Here is a 13386-nt window from a genome sequence, read left to right as displayed (position 1 = left end):
GTTCCCGCTGGATAAACAGTCTCACGGCCACAGCAGCTCGCGTTCCCAACCCGCCCCCTCCCGGCGGTAGTTCAGCCGTACGTGCCGGCGTTGCTCGTCGCCCTGGAAGAACTCCGCCTCTTCGGGGCGCAGTCGGTACAGCGTCCAGGTCGGTACGGGTGCGTCCGGTTCCCGCTGGGCCCGTTCCCAGGCGGCCTGTGAGACCTGCGCCAACTCCTCAAGGGAGCCCAGGGCCTCGCTCTGCCGGCCGGTGAGCGCGGCGGCGAGGGCGCCGGTGGAGCGGGCGTGCAGATCGCCCTGGGACGCGGCGGCCGGCGCGGCGGTGACGGTCCCGCGCAGCCGCACCTGGCGGCCGAGGGCGGCCCAGTAGAAGCAGAGGGCCGCCTGCGGGCGCTGTGCAAGCTGCCGGCCCTTGCGGCTGCTCGCGTGCGTCGCGAAGGTCCAGCCCTCGGCGTCCGCGCCGTGCAGCATCACGATCCGTACGTCGGGCCGCCCGTCCGCGTCGGCCGTGGCGAGGGACATGGTGTGCGGCTCGCGCTGCCCGGCCGCGACCGCCTCCACGAACCACGCCGTGAACAGGTCGAGGGGGTCGGCCGGCGCGGCTGCGGGGTCGAAGGGGCGCAGTTCGGTGACCGCCGGGTCCCACACCCGCAGTGACCTCAGCACCTCGTGAAGATCCGTTCCCATGCCTCAGACGGTACCGAGGTCCGAGGACAGCCACCGTTCGGGCCGCATCCGCAGCAACACCTGCTCGCCGTGGTTCTTCCAGGCGAAGTCGACGTACTCGTCCACCTTCTCGGCCGGCAGATACCGCGCGCTCATCTCCCGCAGCCGCTCGATCGTGCCGGGCGCGGTCTCGATCACCGGGCCCTCCACCGACACGTACCTGATGGTGGGCTCCAGCCGGTCGACCATCAGGGAGAAGCGGCCTGCGGCCTGGATCAGCTCGTTCTTGCGGGAGGTGAGCCCGGTCAGGATCCACACGGTCCCGTCGGCGTCGTCGTACTGGTACCAGATCGGCAGCGTGAGCGGCGCGCGTCCCTCACCCGCGTCCACCGACAGGGCGGCGATGTGGGGCTCGGCCAGGAACTGTGCGCGCTCTTCACGGGTCAGGGCCATACGGGTCTCCTCCGGTGTCTGGACGGTGCGCTGCGGGCCGGGAAGGGGCTCCCGTTGCAGCGTACGACCGCCGTCGCGAAGTCACCCCGGTTCACTCCCGCCCGAGCACCACCGTCCCGGCGGAGCAGAACCACCCGCCGGTCCCGGACGCCACCCCCAGCCGGGGCAACTCCCCGTCCCTCGCGCGTACTTGCCGGGCCCCCGCCTCCCCGCGCAGCTGCCGTACCGCCTCCACCAGCAGGAACAGCCCCCGCATCCCGGGGTGTTGGGCCGACAGCCCGCCCCCGTCCGTGTTCACCGGCAGCTCCCCGCCCTCGACCCGCAGCCGCCCCTTCTCCACGAACGCCCCGCCCTCGCCCTTCTCGCAGAACCCGAGGTCCTCCAGGGTCACCAGCGTCATGTACGTGAACGCGTCGTAGATCTGCGCGAAGTCCATCTCCGCCGGCCGCACCCCGGCCCGCTCGAAGGCCAGCCGTCCGCTCACCGCGGCCGGGGACACCGTGAAGTCCGGCCACTCGGACATCGCCGCGTGCGAGACGTGCTCCCCGGTGCCGAGCACCCAGACGGGGGCGGTACGGCAGTCCCGTACGTACTCCTCCGCGGCCAGCAGCACCGCCGCGCCGCCGTCGGAGCGGATGCAGCAGTGCAGCTTGGTGAACGGGTCGGCGATCATCGGGCCGGACAGGACGTCGTCCACGGTGACCGGGTCGCGGAACATCGCCTCCGGGTTCAGGGCGGCGTTCGCCCGTGCCTGCACCGCCACCTCCGCCAACTGCTCGACGGTCGTACCGTGTTCGATCATGTGACGGCGGGCCGCCATCGCGTACTTGGCGATCAGGGTGTGGCCATAGGGCACCTCGAACTGCAGCGGGCCGCGCGCGCCGAAGGAGAGGTCGCCGGTGCGCCGGCCGGCCCTGATGTCGGCGCGGGCCGTGGAGCCGTAGACCAGGAGCACCGCGTTCGCGTGGCCGGCCGCTATCGCGTCCGCCGCGTGGGCGGCCATGACCTCCCAGGTGGAGCCGCCGACCGAGGTGGAGTCGACCCAGGTGGGGCGCAGGCCGAGGTACTCGGCGACCTCGACGGGGGCGAGCGTGCCGAGACCGGCCGAGGCGAAGCCGTCGACGAGCCCGCGGCCGAGACCCGCGTCCGCGAGGGCGCGGCGGGCCGCCTGGGCGTGCAGGGCGTACGGGGTCGCGTCGTCGACGCGGCCGCAGTCGGACAGGGACACCCCGACCACGGCCACTTTTCGGCTCCCGCGCGTCATGAGAGGCCACCTTCCCCTGGGCATATCGTTCCCGGACTCCTAATATGACGGCCCGTCAGATCCGGAGGGAAGAGCCATGGACGCCCGCTTCACCGCCGAACAGGACGAGATCCGCCGTACCCTGCGCGAACTGCTCACCAAGCGCTGCGGCCCGCGGGAGCTGCGGGCCGCCCTCGACACCCCCGAAGGGCACGACCCCGTCCTGTGGACCGCGCTCGCCGACCAGCTCGGCCTGCCGGGGCTCGCCCTGCCCGAGGCGTACGGCGGTGTCGGCTGTTCGGCGACCGAGCTGGCCCTGGCCTGCGAGGAGACGGGACGGGCGCTGGCCCCCTCGCCGCTGCTCGCCACCGCCGTCCTCGCGGGGCCCCTGATCCTCGCCCTGGGTTCGGACGCCCAGCGCGCCTCGCTGCTGCCCCGTCTGGCCTCCGGCGCCCCCACCGCCGCCCTCGCCGTGCCCGGCACCGCCCTGGCCACCGCCCTCGCCCTGACCGGTGACAACGGCGGGGAGTGGGCCGGTGGCGGACGGGCCGGGGGCGTGCAGGCCAGACGGGCGGGTGAGGGGTGGCGGCTGTACGGGCAGGCCGAGCAGGTGCTCGACGGGCACAGCGCGGGGGTGCTGCTCGTCGCCGCGCACACCGGGGGGTTCGCCCGCTCCCGGACGCTGCTCTTCCTGGTGCCGGCGGACGCGCAGGGGGTGGTGCGGGTGCGGCAGACCGCGCTGGACGCCACCCGGCCGCAGGCCCGCGTCCAGCTGCGGCACGTCGAGGCCGAGTTGCTGGGGGACGAGGGCGGCGACGTACTGGGCGCCCTCGCCGCGCTCGGGGACACCGTCGCCGCCGTGCTGGCCTGTGAGGCCGTCGGGGCCGCGGACCGGGCGCTGGAGCTGACGGTGGAGTACGTGGGACAGCGGGAGCAGTTCGGGCGGGCGATCGGCTCCTTCCAGGCGGTCAAGCACCGGCTGGCGGACGTGTACGTGCAGGTGCAGGCGGCGCGGTCGGCGGCCTACTACGCGGCCTGGGCGACCGCGAAGGGGGAGCGGGCCGGCGGGCTCGCGCTCGCGCAGGCCCTGGAGGCCCTGCGGGTGGCGTCCGCCGAGGGCGTCCAGCTGCACGGGGGCATCGGTTTCACCTGGGAACACCAGGCGCATCTGTACTTCAAGCGCGCATCGGGCGACGAACTGCTCTTCGGGCCGGTGCATCGGTTGCGGGCGCGTGCCGCTCAGACGGCGCGGCTCTTCGAGGGCCGGGAGGTGGCGGTGTGATCGGCGAACGTGTCGTGCAGCGGGTGTCGTCGACGCGGGGTTTCGCGAAGGTGGCCCCGCATGTGATTCCGGCGCTGGACCGCGCCGTCCACCGGCTCACCCGGGGGAAGGTGCTGCTGAGCGCGCAGATGCTGCCGGGGGTGATCCTGACGTCGACCGGGGCGAGGAGCGGGCAGCAGCGCCGTACGCCGCTCGCGTGCATGCCGGAGGAGGGCAGCCGCAGCTGGCTCCTGATCGGCTCGAACTTCGGCCGCACCGACCACCCGGCCTGGACCCACAACCTGCTCGCCCACCCGGACGCGGAGGTCAGCTGGAAGGGCGCGGACATCCCCGTCCGGGCCCACCTGCTGGAGGGCGAGGAGCGGACGGCGGCCTGGAAGGCACTGCTGGCCTTCTGGCCGCCGTACGCCACCTATCAGGCGCGGGTCGAGAGGGAGATCCGGGTCTTCCGGATCACCCGTCGTGATCAGTGAGTCGAGACCTGGGTGCAGGCCACGTCGTACTGGGAGACCGAGGCCGGGTTCTTGGAGTTCTGGGGCTGGGAACCGGCGTACTTGCCACCGGCGACACCGCCCGGGTCCTCGTTGAACGCGGAACCGGGGGCGCTCGAGGCGTGGCCGGGGCTCGCGGGCTCGGCCTGGCAGGACTGGTTGGGCTGACCCGTCGCGAAGGCGGGCCCGGCGGCGATCCCCGCGACGCCGGTGACCAGGGCGACCGAGGCCACGGCGACGGCCGCTCGCTTGAGGAGGATCATGAGCGCGTCCCCTTTCGTGGAGTACCTCCCCATATGTACGTAATCCGGCCAGGCGATGTTCAGCGGGTGCGAGGTCGGGGGCCGGGCGGCGTCCGCACAGCGGAGCAGGCGGTGATCCACGGGAGTCGTCCGTGAACCACCGCCTGCAGACAGGACTTGGGGGGCCTGGAAAAGGGGGCGGGTTACTTCGTCGGTTTCTTGCCCGTCACGCCCAGGTGCACCAACAGCGCCAGGTTCGGCTTGAGTTCGGCCTGTTTGACGCCCCAGGTCTGGAAGCCCTTCTGGTGCGAGGCCACCGCCGCGAGCATCGCGACCAGCGAACCGGCGACCGCGGCCGGGTTCACGTCCTTGTCGACCCTGCCCTTGGACTGCAACTCGGCGACGGAGTCCGCCAGGGAGTTGTTGACCGAGTTCAGGATCTTCATGCGGATCTTGTAGAAGCGTTTGTCGCCCTCGGCGGCCCCGAGATCGACCACGCGCAGGATCGCGTCGTTCTTCCGCCAGAACTCCAGGAACCCGTCCACGAGTTCCTGCGCGGTCTGCCAGCCGGCCTTGCCGACCCATGAGCGGCCCTCGAGCAGTGCGGTCAACTGCCCGCCCTCGGTGGCCATTTGCTCGGCGATCTCCAGGACGGCGCCCTCGACGTCCGGGAAGTACTGGTAGAAGGTCGCGGGCGAAGTGCCCGCCTTCCGGGCGACATCGATGACTTTGACGTCCCGGTACGGGGAGGAGCTGAGCATCTCGCTGAGGCAGTCGAGCAGCTTCTGCCGGGTCGCCTGCCCACGCCGACCCGCCACACGGCCGTCGACGGTACGCACTTGTCCTGTCATGCCGTCAGCTTACCGAGGGGTGATCGGAGCGCGATTCGGCCGACTGCAAATGGGGTGCATGGGGGTGCGGGGACAGGTGTGCCTGGTCCTGCGGGGTGCGCGAGGCGCCGTTAGTTTGGCGGTATGGCCGAAAACAGGGCATCCGCGTACGGAGAGGGCGTCCCCTGCTGGGTGGACGCGCAGCTTCCCGACGTCGAGGCGGGCAAGCGGTTCTACGGTGAGCTCTTCGGGTGGGACTTCGAGGACGCGTACGGGGGATCCGTCTGGGCGCGCAAGGACGGCGAGCCGGTCGCCGCGCTCGCCCGCAAGACGGACGGGCGGCTGCCCACCGTGTGGACCGTGTATTTCGCCACCCCGGACGCGGAGTCCCTGGCCGACCGGGTCTGGGCGGCCGGCGGACAGGTCGTCACCGCGCCCGTCCCGCTCGGTGACCTGGGGACGACCGCGCTGGTCACCGACACCGAGGGAGCCGTTTTCGGCCTGTGGGAGCCCGGCTCCCACCCCGGCTTCGGCAAGCGGCACGAGCCGGGCACCTTCGGCTGGGCCGAGTTGTACGCCCGTGACGCCGAGGCCGCCAACATCTTCTACGGCGAGCTCTTCCACGACGCCCTGTTCGGACCGGACGCCCGACCCGACTTCGGCCGCGCGCCGGTCTCCGAGGTTTTTCCGGCCGAGATGCCGCCCCATTTCCTCGTCCACTTCGCCGTCGAGGACTGCGAGGCGGTCCTGGGGACGGTGAGCCGGCTCGATGGCCGTATTCAGGCACCACCATTCGAGACGTCGTACGGAAAGGTGGCGGTCGTCACAGACAATCAAGGGGCGTCGTTCGCCGTACTGGAGCGGCCCGAGCCCTGAGTCATGCGGTGAAACGCCCCGGTTTGCGGGGAGACACCCCGATTCGGGCCCGGGTTCGCAACCGGTGCTCCGGCCAGGAAGAATCGGGGTGCGTGCCGCCATGGCGGTGCGGTGGTGAGACGCTGCACTTCGGTCGCGTACATATGTGGGTGGCGCGGCTTGTACGGGGAGGTGGCAGGCAAGTGGTGGATCAGCTGACGCAGCACGATCCGCGGCGGATCGGGCCGTTCGAGGTGCTGGGACGGCTGGGTGCCGGCGGCATGGGGCTGGTCTATCTCGCGCGCTCGGCGTCCGGCCGGCGCGTGGCGATCAAGACGGTCCGGACCGAGCTGGCCGAGGACCAGCTCTTCCGCGTCCGTTTCACTCGTGAGGTGGAGGCGGCCCGGGCGGTCTCCGGCTTCTACACGGCGGCCGTCGTCGACGCCGACCCGCGCGCGGCGGTGCCGTGGCTGGCCACCGCGTACGTGCCCGCGCCCTCGCTCGAGGAGATAGTGAACGAGTGCGGGCCGCTGCCGGCCCAGGCCGTGCGCTGGCTCGCGGCGGGCGTGGCGGAGGCGCTGCAGTCGATCCACGGCGCCGGGCTGGTCCACCGCGACCTCAAGCCCTCGAACGTGCTGGTGGTCGAGGACGGCCCCCGGGTGATCGACTTCGGTATCGCCTCCGGCGTCTCGAACACCCGTCTGACCATGACGAACGTGGCCGTCGGCACCCCCGCCTACATGTCGCCCGAGCAGGCCAAGGACTCGCGGTCGGTCACGGGCGCGAGCGACGTCTTCTCGCTCGGCTCGATGCTGGTCTTCGCCGCCACCGGCCACCCGCCCTTCCACGGCGCCAACCCGGTCGAGACGGTCTTCATGCTGCTTCGGGAGGGCCCGGACCTGGAGGGCCTGCCGGACGAGCTGCGCCCGCTGATCGAGTCCTGTATGCAGATGGAGGCCACGGCCCGCCCCAACCCGGCCGACCTCCAGGCCAACCTGGCCCCGCACCTCTTCGGTTCCGGCTCCGACGACAGCGGTACGGCCTCGGCGTGGCTGCCCGAGCGGGCGGTGAGCCTGATCGAGGCGCGCCGCAACGGCCGCCCGGCGGCCAAGCCCGGCCAGCAGGGCGGCGCCCGCAGCGGCGGGGGCCGCCCGCCCCTGCCGCCCCCGCCCTCGCACGACCCGGTGATCCCCACGGCGCCTCCGGTGCCCGTCGGCGCCCCCGACACCGGCCCGGTCCGCCTCGCCGGCGCCCAGGTGCCCATCGGCCCCGGCCCCCGGGTCGCCGACGTGCGCGCCGCCGCCGTGAAGGCGCCCCCGCCGGAGGCCGCCCTGGCCGCCTCCTGGGCCAAGCCCCGCCCCGGCGTCAACGGCGCCGATCCGGCCGTGCCGGCGCCCCCCGCCCCCGCCCCGGAGGCGGCCGGCTGGCGCCCGTGGCGCTTCCGCATGTCCAACGACGTGTGGGGCACCCCCTCCGTCTTCGGCGACCTCGTCTACGTGACCTCCTTCGAGGTGCACGCCCTGGACGTGGCCACCGGGCGGCGGCGCTTCAAGACACGGGACGTGGCCTGGTCGATGGCGGTCGCCGACGGCCGTATCCACGCCTCCGACGGGCCCACGCTGTTCGCCCTGGACTGCCGTGAGGGCGCCGACCTGTGGCGGCTGAACACCGACTCCTGGGTGTACTCCCTGCACGCCGACCGGGGCACGGTCGTCACCGGCACCCGCGGCGGCGGCGTCCAGGCCTGGGAGGCCGCGAACGGGCGGAAGCTGTGGGAGCTCACCGGCGCCCAGACCGACTTCGAGTCGCCGGAGGCCGGGCCCGCCGTGCACGAGGGCACGGTGTACGTCTGGCAGGACGCCCGGCTGCGCGCCCTGGACGCCCGTACGGGTGACGAGCGCTGGTCCTACCCGATCGGCGACGCCGCCTCCTGCGGCGGTGTGCCGATCCGGCTGACGCACGCCCCGGACGGCTACGTCTACGTCTCCGCCGGCACCCGTGTGCTGGCCCTCGACGTCGCCGGCGGCCACGTCAGGTGGCACTTCGAGGCACCGGCGGTGTTCCTCTCCCCGCCCACCTTCGCGCCGGGCCCGGCCGTCACCGGCGGCGGCATCTACCTCGCCGACTACCTCGGCACGGTCTACGCCCTCGACGCCACCGACGGCCGCGACCGCTGGCGCATCGCCACCGAGTCCCGGGCGTCCGTCGACCCGGTCCTGGTGGCCGCGGGCCATGTCCACGTCGGCAGCGGCAAGGGCCTCTACACCCTGGACGCGGTCACGGGCACGCCCAAGTGGCGCTTCCAGGCGGGCGGCGACATCGTGGGGGCGCCGGCCGTGGCGGAGGGCCGTATCCACTTCGGCTCCACCGACCACCTGCTGTACACCCTGAAGGCCGACGACGGCCGGCTGCGCTGGAAGCTGGCGACCGGCGGCGAGATCACCGGGGCGCCGGTGGTCAGGGACGGGGTCGTGTACGCGTGCAGCAAGGACCGCTGCGTGTACGCCCTGGACGCGGAGAAGGGCACGGGCACCGCGCGCACCACCTGAGAGCGAGCGGGGGGACGGCCGTCGTACCAGCTGCACGGAAGGGTGTGGACGGCGGCCGCCCGTGCCGACGCTACGCCCGCTGGGCGATGACCGCCATGCGGTGACCCGATCGGCTCAGCGGGTGCGGTAGGTGCCGCCGCGCCGCGCGAACAGCTCCGCCTGGCGTTCGCCCGGCAGATTCCCGAGCGCGACCAGATGGGCGGCTTGCGCGAACCCGGCGGCCACGGCGCCCTCCCGGGCCGCCCACAGCGCCCGCACGGTGCCCTGGACGCCCTCCGGCGGATACCCGGCGAGCACGGCCGCGCACTCCGTGGCCGCCGCCAACGCCCCTCCCGGTTCGGTGAGTTCGGAGACCAGGCCGATCTCGTGGGCGCGTCTCGCCGAGATCCGTTCCGCCGTGCCCATCAGCATCATCCGCGCGACCTCCCCGTACGGCATTCGCTGGGCCAGCAGCACCGACTCGTAGGCGCTGACCATGCCGTAGGTGGTGTGCGGGTCGAAGAAGGCGGCCGCGGGGTCGGCGACGACGAAGTCCGCCTCGCCGAGCAGGTAGAAGGCGCCCCCGCAGGCCATGCCGCGCACGGCGGCGACGACCGGTTTCCACAGGTCGTTCGACTTCGGGCCCACCCGCAGCAGCGGATCGTCCGCCATGAAGGGCGAGGCGGGCTGCGGAACGACGGCGTCGCGGTCCAGGCCGGTGCAGAAGGCCCGCTCGCCCGCACCCGTGAGGACGACCGCGCGCACGGCGTCGTCGAACCGCAACTCCCGCCAGGCCTGCCGGAGTTCGTCCCGCATGGTCAGGTCGATGGCATTGAGGCGGTCGGGCCGGTCGAGGGTGACGGTCGCGACGCCGGTGTCCTTGTCGACGGAGACGGTGATGGCCCGGGTCGTCGTCACGGCCGCTCCAGTACCCACTGCGGCAGACCGTCGTCGGTGAAGACGACCTGCACCCTCGCCCCGATCCGGATGCGCTCCGGCGCCACCGAGTCCAGCCGCGCGCCGGCCTCGGCGACCACGTTGCCGACCAGCCGGATGCGCGGGGCGTCGGCGAGTTCGACGACCACCACGTTGTACGGGGCCTGCTCGGCGTAGTCGGGAAGGAGCGGCGGGTGCGGCAGGACGTAGGACCAGATGCGGCCCTGGCCCGCCATCCGGCGCCACTCGGCGGCGAAGGACTGGCAGTGCGGGCAGCAGGGCCGGGGCGGGAAGCGCGGCTCGCCGCAGTCGGAGCAGGCCTGGACGCGCAGTTCGCCCTGGCGGGCATAGCTCCAGAAGGGGGCGCCGTCTGCGTCGGTGACGGGGGTCAGCATCTCAACTCCTCAGCAGCAGTGCGGACGTCGGGACTCCCTCACCGGCGGTGACCAGGCAGGTGGCGGCGTCCGGGACCTGGGCGGTACTCGTGCCGCGCAACTGCCGTACGCCCTCGTTGATGAGGTTGAAGCCGTGGACGTAGGCCTCGCTGAGCCCGCCGCCGCTCGTGTTGAGCGGGAGCAGCCCGCCGATCTCCAGCGCGCCCTGCTCGGTGAACGCCCCGCCCTCGCCGCGCCCGCAGAAGCCGTAGCCCTCCAGGGACAGCGGGATCAGCGCGGTGAACGCGTCGTAGATCTGGGCGACATCGACGTCCTGCGGGGTGAAGTCGGCGTGTTTCCACAGGTGTCGGGCGGCGGCCCAGGCGGGGCCGGTGAGCGGGTCGTCGTTCCAGTAGTTGACCATGCCGTGGTGCTGGGCGGGCAGGCCCTGCGCGGCGGAGTGGACGTACACGGGGGGCTGCCGGCAGTCCCGGGCGCGCTCGGCGCTGACGACCACGCAGGCCAACGCCCCGTCCGTCTCCAGGCAGTTGTCGAAGAGGCACAGGGGCTCGCTGATCCAGCGGGCGGTCATGTACATCTCGCGGGTCAGGGGCCGTTCGTACATCACGGCGGCGGGATTCTGGTTCGCCCGGTTGCGGCAGGCGAGCGCGACGTTGAACAGATGGTCCCGGGTGGCGCCGTACTCGTGCATGTAGCGGCGGGTGAGCATGGCTATCTCGTCGGCGGGCCGGAGCAGGCCGAAGGGGCGGGTCCACTGGGCCGGGGTGGGGAGCTGGACGGTGGTGTTGGTCCAGGGGCGGGGGCCGGAGCCGCGCTTGCGGGACCGCCAGGCGACCCCGACGGTCGCCTGGCCGGAGGCGATGGCGGCGGCGAGATGCGCGACGGTGGCGCACGAACCGCCGCCCCCGTAGCCCACTTTGCTGAAGAAGGTCAGGTCCCCGAAGCCGACGGCCTTGGCCAGCTCCACCTCGTCCGTCTCCTCCATGGTGTACGAGGCGAGCGCGTCGACCTCGCCGGGCGCGATCCCGGCGTCGTCGAGGGCGGCGAGGACGGCACGGCAGGCGAGGGTTCTCTCGTCGTCCTCGAGATGCTTGGCGAACGGTGTCTGTCCTATGCCGGCGATCGCGGTGGCGTCCTTGACTCCGCCCATGCTGGTGCACCTCCGCCTGCTGTCCCCTGAGCTGACAGGGCGTCAGGTTACAGCTAATCTGACGGTCAGTCAGCTACTGGTAGGGGGCTGTTGTGCGCGGTGACGTGGAGTGGGGGACGATCCCGGGCCTGGTCCGCTCGGCCGCCGAGCGGTACGCGGACGTCGAGGCGGTGGTGGACGGGCGGGTCCGGGTCTCGTACGCGGAGCTGGGCGCCCGCGTCGACCGGGCGGCCGCGGCCTGTATGGCGAACGGGATCGCGGTCGGCGACCGGGTGGGGATCTGGGCGCCCAACTCCCTGGAATGGATGGTCGCCGCGCTGGGCGCGGTGGCGGCTGGCGCGGTGCTGGTGCCGCTGAACACCCGGTTCAAGGGCGGTGAGGCGGCGGACGTGCTGCGGCGCAGCGGGGCGCGGCTGCTGTTCGTGACGGGGACGTTCCTGGGTACGTCGTACGTGGCCTCGCTGCGTCGGGCGGCGGGGGAGGGACCGGGGTCCGGGCCCCTGCCCGGACTCCCTGACCTGGAACAGGTCGTGGTGCTCTCGGAGGACGCCCCGGCCGACTTCCGCACCTGGAAGGACTTCCTGGCGAGCGGGGAGGGCGTGGGCGAGCCGGAGGTACGGTCGCGCTCCGCGCTGCTGTCCCCGTCCATGCCCTCCGACATCATCTTCACGTCCGGGACGACGGGCCGCCCCAAGGGCGCGGTCATCACCCACGCGCAGACGCTGCGGGGCTACGAGATCTGGAGCGACCTCGCGGGGCTGGTTCGGGGCGACCGCTATCTGATCGTGAACCCCTTCTTCCACACCTTCGGCTACAAGGCGGGGGTGATCGCGTGCCTGATGCGGGGCGCGACGATGATCCCGCAGCCGGTGTTCAACGTGGACACGGCCCTCGCCAACATCGCGGCGGAACGCGTCTCGGTCCTGCCGGGCCCGCCGACCCTGCACCAGTCGCTCCTGGACCACCCCGCCCGGGACGCCCACGACCTGTCCGCGCTGCGGCTGGTGGTGACGGGTGCGGCGGTCGTGCCGCTGCGGCTGGTGGAGCGCCTGCGCGGCGAACTCGGCGTCGGCACGGTCCTGACCGCCTACGGTCTGTCCGAGGCGAGCGGCATCGTCACGATGTGCCGCCGGGGCGACGAGCCGACGGTGATCGCGTCGACGTCGGGTCGGGCGATACCGGGCACGGAGGTGCGGGTCGAGGCGCCGACCGGGGAGCCCGGGGAGGTCCTGGTCCGGGGCTTCAACGTGATGCGCGGCTACTACGAGGACGAGGCCGCGACCGCGGAGGTCCTGACGGAGGACGGCTGGCTGCGCACCGGTGACGTCGGTGTGCTCGATCCGGCCGGCAACCTCCGTATCACCGACCGCATCAAGGACATGTTCATCGTCGGCGGCTTCAACGCGTACCCGGCGGAGATAGAGCAACTGCTCGGCCTGCACCCCGACGTGGCGGACGTGGCCGTCATCGGAGTCCCGGACCCGAGGCTGGGCGAGGTCGGCAAGGCGTACGTGGTCCGCCGCCCGGGCTCCGTCCTGACGGCCGACGACCTGATCGCCTGGGCGCGGCGCGAGATGGCGAACTACAAGGTGCCGAGGGCGGTGGAGTTCGTGGCGGAGCTGCCGCGGAACGCGAGCGGGAAGGTGATGAAGGGGGAGTTGCGTGGAGCTGGTATCACCGGATAGCGAACGTTGGTATCTGCTGATACCATCCCGGCATGGCCAAGACGCAGATCAACATCCGCATGGACGACGAGACGGCGGAGATGGCCCGACAGGCCGCAGCCACGCGGCGGATACCCGTCAACGAGTATGTCGAGCAGCTCATCCGGGACGACAACGAGCACCTTCGCGCCGTGTTCATGGCCGCCGCGCAGGAAGTACTCGACGAGTACGGCGATCTCATCGATGAGATCGAGGGGGAAACCGGGGCGTGAATCTCAACGTGGACCTCGCCTGGATCCTGGAGGTCGCGCAGCGGGCGGGTCAGGAGGACCCTGCCATCGACGACTACGGCGTTCCCGTGGCCGCGGTCGAGCGTCATCGGGCGGTGCTGGTCGGGCAGGAGGTCTACCAGGGGGTGCATGCGAAGGCGGCGGCCCTGGCGCATTCGCTGGGGCGTATGCGCTGGCTGGAGCGTTCGAACCTGCGGGTGGCCGTTGCCGTCGCTCATGCGTATCTGACCGCCGCCGGGGTCCCGGTCAAGCTCGATCAGCAGCGGGTTTCCGCGCTGGCGCGGGAGCTCAACCGGCCGGAGAGCACGGTGCGCAGTGTGGCGGCCGTCCTCAAGGAGTGGACCGTGTGACGACGGGAACG

General features: G+C 72.5%; 15 protein-coding genes. 7 read left to right on the top strand and 8 right to left on the bottom strand.

Features of this window, described 5'->3' with window-relative positions; all coding sequences use genetic code 11:
* Positions 1 to 21 precede the first annotated feature (21 nt).
* The 3 genes from ABZ453_RS17665 to ABZ453_RS17655 all read right to left on the bottom strand — a co-directional run bounded on the left by ABZ453_RS17665 (position 22) and on the right by ABZ453_RS17655 (position 2383).
* A complete protein-coding gene (locus tag ABZ453_RS17665; protein WP_359015861.1) occupies positions 22 to 687 on the bottom strand; it encodes a pyridoxal 5'-phosphate synthase in 666 nt (221 codons plus the stop codon).
* Between the two features lie 3 nt (positions 688 to 690).
* Positions 691 to 1119: a pyridoxamine 5'-phosphate oxidase family protein gene (locus ABZ453_RS17660; RefSeq protein ID WP_359015860.1), complete on the bottom strand. Its 429-nt coding sequence runs from the start codon at positions 1117 to 1119 to the stop codon at positions 691 to 693.
* 91 nt (positions 1120 to 1210) lie between these two features.
* Positions 1211 to 2383: an acetyl-CoA acetyltransferase gene (locus ABZ453_RS17655; protein ID WP_359015859.1), complete on the bottom strand. Its 1173-nt coding sequence runs from the start codon at positions 2381 to 2383 to the stop codon at positions 1211 to 1213.
* Positions 2384 to 2459: 76 nt separating this feature from the next.
* On the opposite strand from ABZ453_RS17655, the gene ABZ453_RS17650 reads away from it, so the two are divergent.
* Positions 2460 to 3644, top strand: a complete 1185-nt coding sequence (locus ABZ453_RS17650) for an acyl-CoA dehydrogenase family protein (RefSeq protein WP_359015858.1) — start codon at positions 2460 to 2462, stop codon at positions 3642 to 3644.
* Complete coding sequence (locus ABZ453_RS17645; protein WP_359015857.1) at positions 3641 to 4117, top strand: nitroreductase/quinone reductase family protein; 477 nt, start codon at positions 3641 to 3643, stop codon at positions 4115 to 4117. Before ABZ453_RS17650 ends, ABZ453_RS17645 begins: the two co-directional genes overlap by 4 nt.
* Here ABZ453_RS17645 and ABZ453_RS17640 read toward each other — a convergent pair.
* A complete protein-coding gene (locus ABZ453_RS17640; RefSeq protein WP_359015856.1) occupies positions 4111 to 4398 on the bottom strand; it encodes a hypothetical protein in 288 nt (95 codons plus the stop codon). The genes ABZ453_RS17645 and ABZ453_RS17640 overlap by 7 nt on opposite strands.
* 182 nt (positions 4399 to 4580) lie before the next feature.
* Positions 4581 to 5216 carry a TetR family transcriptional regulator gene (locus ABZ453_RS17635; RefSeq protein WP_208781408.1) on the bottom strand — a complete coding sequence of 212 codons (636 nt, stop codon included), beginning with the start codon at positions 5214 to 5216 and terminating at the stop codon, positions 4581 to 4583.
* 135 nt (positions 5217 to 5351) lie between these two features.
* On the opposite strand from ABZ453_RS17635, the gene ABZ453_RS17630 reads away from it, so the two are divergent.
* Positions 5352 to 6083 carry a VOC family protein gene (locus tag ABZ453_RS17630; protein ID WP_359015855.1) on the top strand — a complete coding sequence of 244 codons (732 nt, stop codon included), beginning with the start codon at positions 5352 to 5354 and terminating at the stop codon, positions 6081 to 6083.
* A 182-nt stretch (positions 6084 to 6265) separates the two neighbouring features.
* Complete coding sequence (locus tag ABZ453_RS17625; protein ID WP_359015854.1) at positions 6266 to 8611, top strand: serine/threonine-protein kinase; 2346 nt, start codon at positions 6266 to 6268, stop codon at positions 8609 to 8611.
* Positions 8612 to 8725: 114 nt separating this feature from the next.
* Here the strand turns inward: ABZ453_RS17625 and ABZ453_RS17620 are convergent, their stop codons facing one another.
* From ABZ453_RS17620 to ABZ453_RS17610, 3 genes are read right to left on the bottom strand one after another with little or no spacing between them, the layout of a single operon-like run.
* Positions 8726 to 9508 carry an enoyl-CoA hydratase/isomerase family protein gene (locus ABZ453_RS17620; protein ID WP_359015853.1) on the bottom strand — a complete coding sequence of 261 codons (783 nt, stop codon included), beginning with the start codon at positions 9506 to 9508 and terminating at the stop codon, positions 8726 to 8728.
* The gene (locus tag ABZ453_RS17615; RefSeq protein WP_359015852.1) at positions 9505 to 9921 is read right to left on the bottom strand and encodes an OB-fold domain-containing protein; all 417 of its coding nucleotides are present in this window, start codon (positions 9919 to 9921) and stop codon (positions 9505 to 9507) included. The genes ABZ453_RS17620 and ABZ453_RS17615 overlap by 4 nt, the downstream gene beginning before the upstream one ends.
* A gap of 1 nt (position 9922) precedes the next feature.
* Positions 9923 to 11071: a lipid-transfer protein gene (locus tag ABZ453_RS17610; protein ID WP_359015851.1), complete on the bottom strand. Its 1149-nt coding sequence runs from the start codon at positions 11069 to 11071 to the stop codon at positions 9923 to 9925.
* Between the two features lie 92 nt (positions 11072 to 11163).
* On the opposite strand from ABZ453_RS17610, the gene ABZ453_RS17605 reads away from it, so the two are divergent.
* Genes ABZ453_RS17605 through ABZ453_RS17595 form a run of 3 tightly spaced genes read left to right on the top strand, consistent with a single transcriptional unit; the run spans position 11164 to position 13375 of the window.
* Positions 11164 to 12756, top strand: a complete 1593-nt coding sequence (locus ABZ453_RS17605) for a FadD3 family acyl-CoA ligase (protein WP_359015850.1) — start codon at positions 11164 to 11166, stop codon at positions 12754 to 12756.
* A 32-nt stretch (positions 12757 to 12788) separates the two neighbouring features.
* A complete protein-coding gene (locus ABZ453_RS17600) occupies positions 12789 to 13007 on the top strand; it encodes a hypothetical protein (protein WP_356763006.1) in 219 nt (72 codons plus the stop codon).
* The gene (locus ABZ453_RS17595; RefSeq protein ID WP_359015849.1) at positions 13004 to 13375 is read left to right on the top strand and encodes a fic family toxin-antitoxin system, toxin component; all 372 of its coding nucleotides are present in this window, start codon (positions 13004 to 13006) and stop codon (positions 13373 to 13375) included. The genes ABZ453_RS17600 and ABZ453_RS17595 overlap by 4 nt, the downstream gene beginning before the upstream one ends.
* Positions 13376 to 13386: the final 11 nt, after the last annotated feature.

It is taken from the genome of Streptomyces sp. NPDC005799 (genome assembly GCF_040630525.1).
Taxonomy (GTDB): Bacteria; Actinomycetota; Actinomycetes; order Streptomycetales; family Streptomycetaceae; genus Streptomyces; species Streptomyces griseorubiginosus_B.
Note: the sequence above shows the minus strand (reverse complement) of the source record. Positions and strands in the feature narration are given on the sequence as shown.

Bases quoted from the DNA above. Each gene is read 5' to 3' on its own strand.
- ABZ453_RS17615 (WP_359015852.1), bottom strand. From the start codon at position 9,921: ATGCTGACCCCCGTCACCGACGCAGACGGCGCCCCCTTCTGGAGCTAT.
- ABZ453_RS17600 (WP_356763006.1), top strand. From the start codon at position 12,789: ATGGCCAAGACGCAGATCAACATCCGCATGGACGACGAGACGGCGGAG.
- ABZ453_RS17610 (WP_359015851.1), bottom strand. From the start codon at position 11,071: ATGGGCGGAGTCAAGGACGCCACCGCGATCGCCGGCATAGGACAGACA.
- ABZ453_RS17660 (WP_359015860.1), bottom strand. From the start codon at position 1,119: ATGGCCCTGACCCGTGAAGAGCGCGCACAGTTCCTGGCCGAGCCCCAC.
- ABZ453_RS17640 (WP_359015856.1), bottom strand. From the start codon at position 4,398: ATGATCCTCCTCAAGCGAGCGGCCGTCGCCGTGGCCTCGGTCGCCCTG.
- ABZ453_RS17665 (WP_359015861.1), bottom strand. From the start codon at position 687: ATGGGAACGGATCTTCACGAGGTGCTGAGGTCACTGCGGGTGTGGGAC.
- ABZ453_RS17630 (WP_359015855.1), top strand. From the start codon at position 5,352: ATGGCCGAAAACAGGGCATCCGCGTACGGAGAGGGCGTCCCCTGCTGG.
- ABZ453_RS17655 (WP_359015859.1), bottom strand. From the start codon at position 2,383: ATGACGCGCGGGAGCCGAAAAGTGGCCGTGGTCGGGGTGTCCCTGTCC.
- ABZ453_RS17650 (WP_359015858.1), top strand. From the start codon at position 2,460: ATGGACGCCCGCTTCACCGCCGAACAGGACGAGATCCGCCGTACCCTG.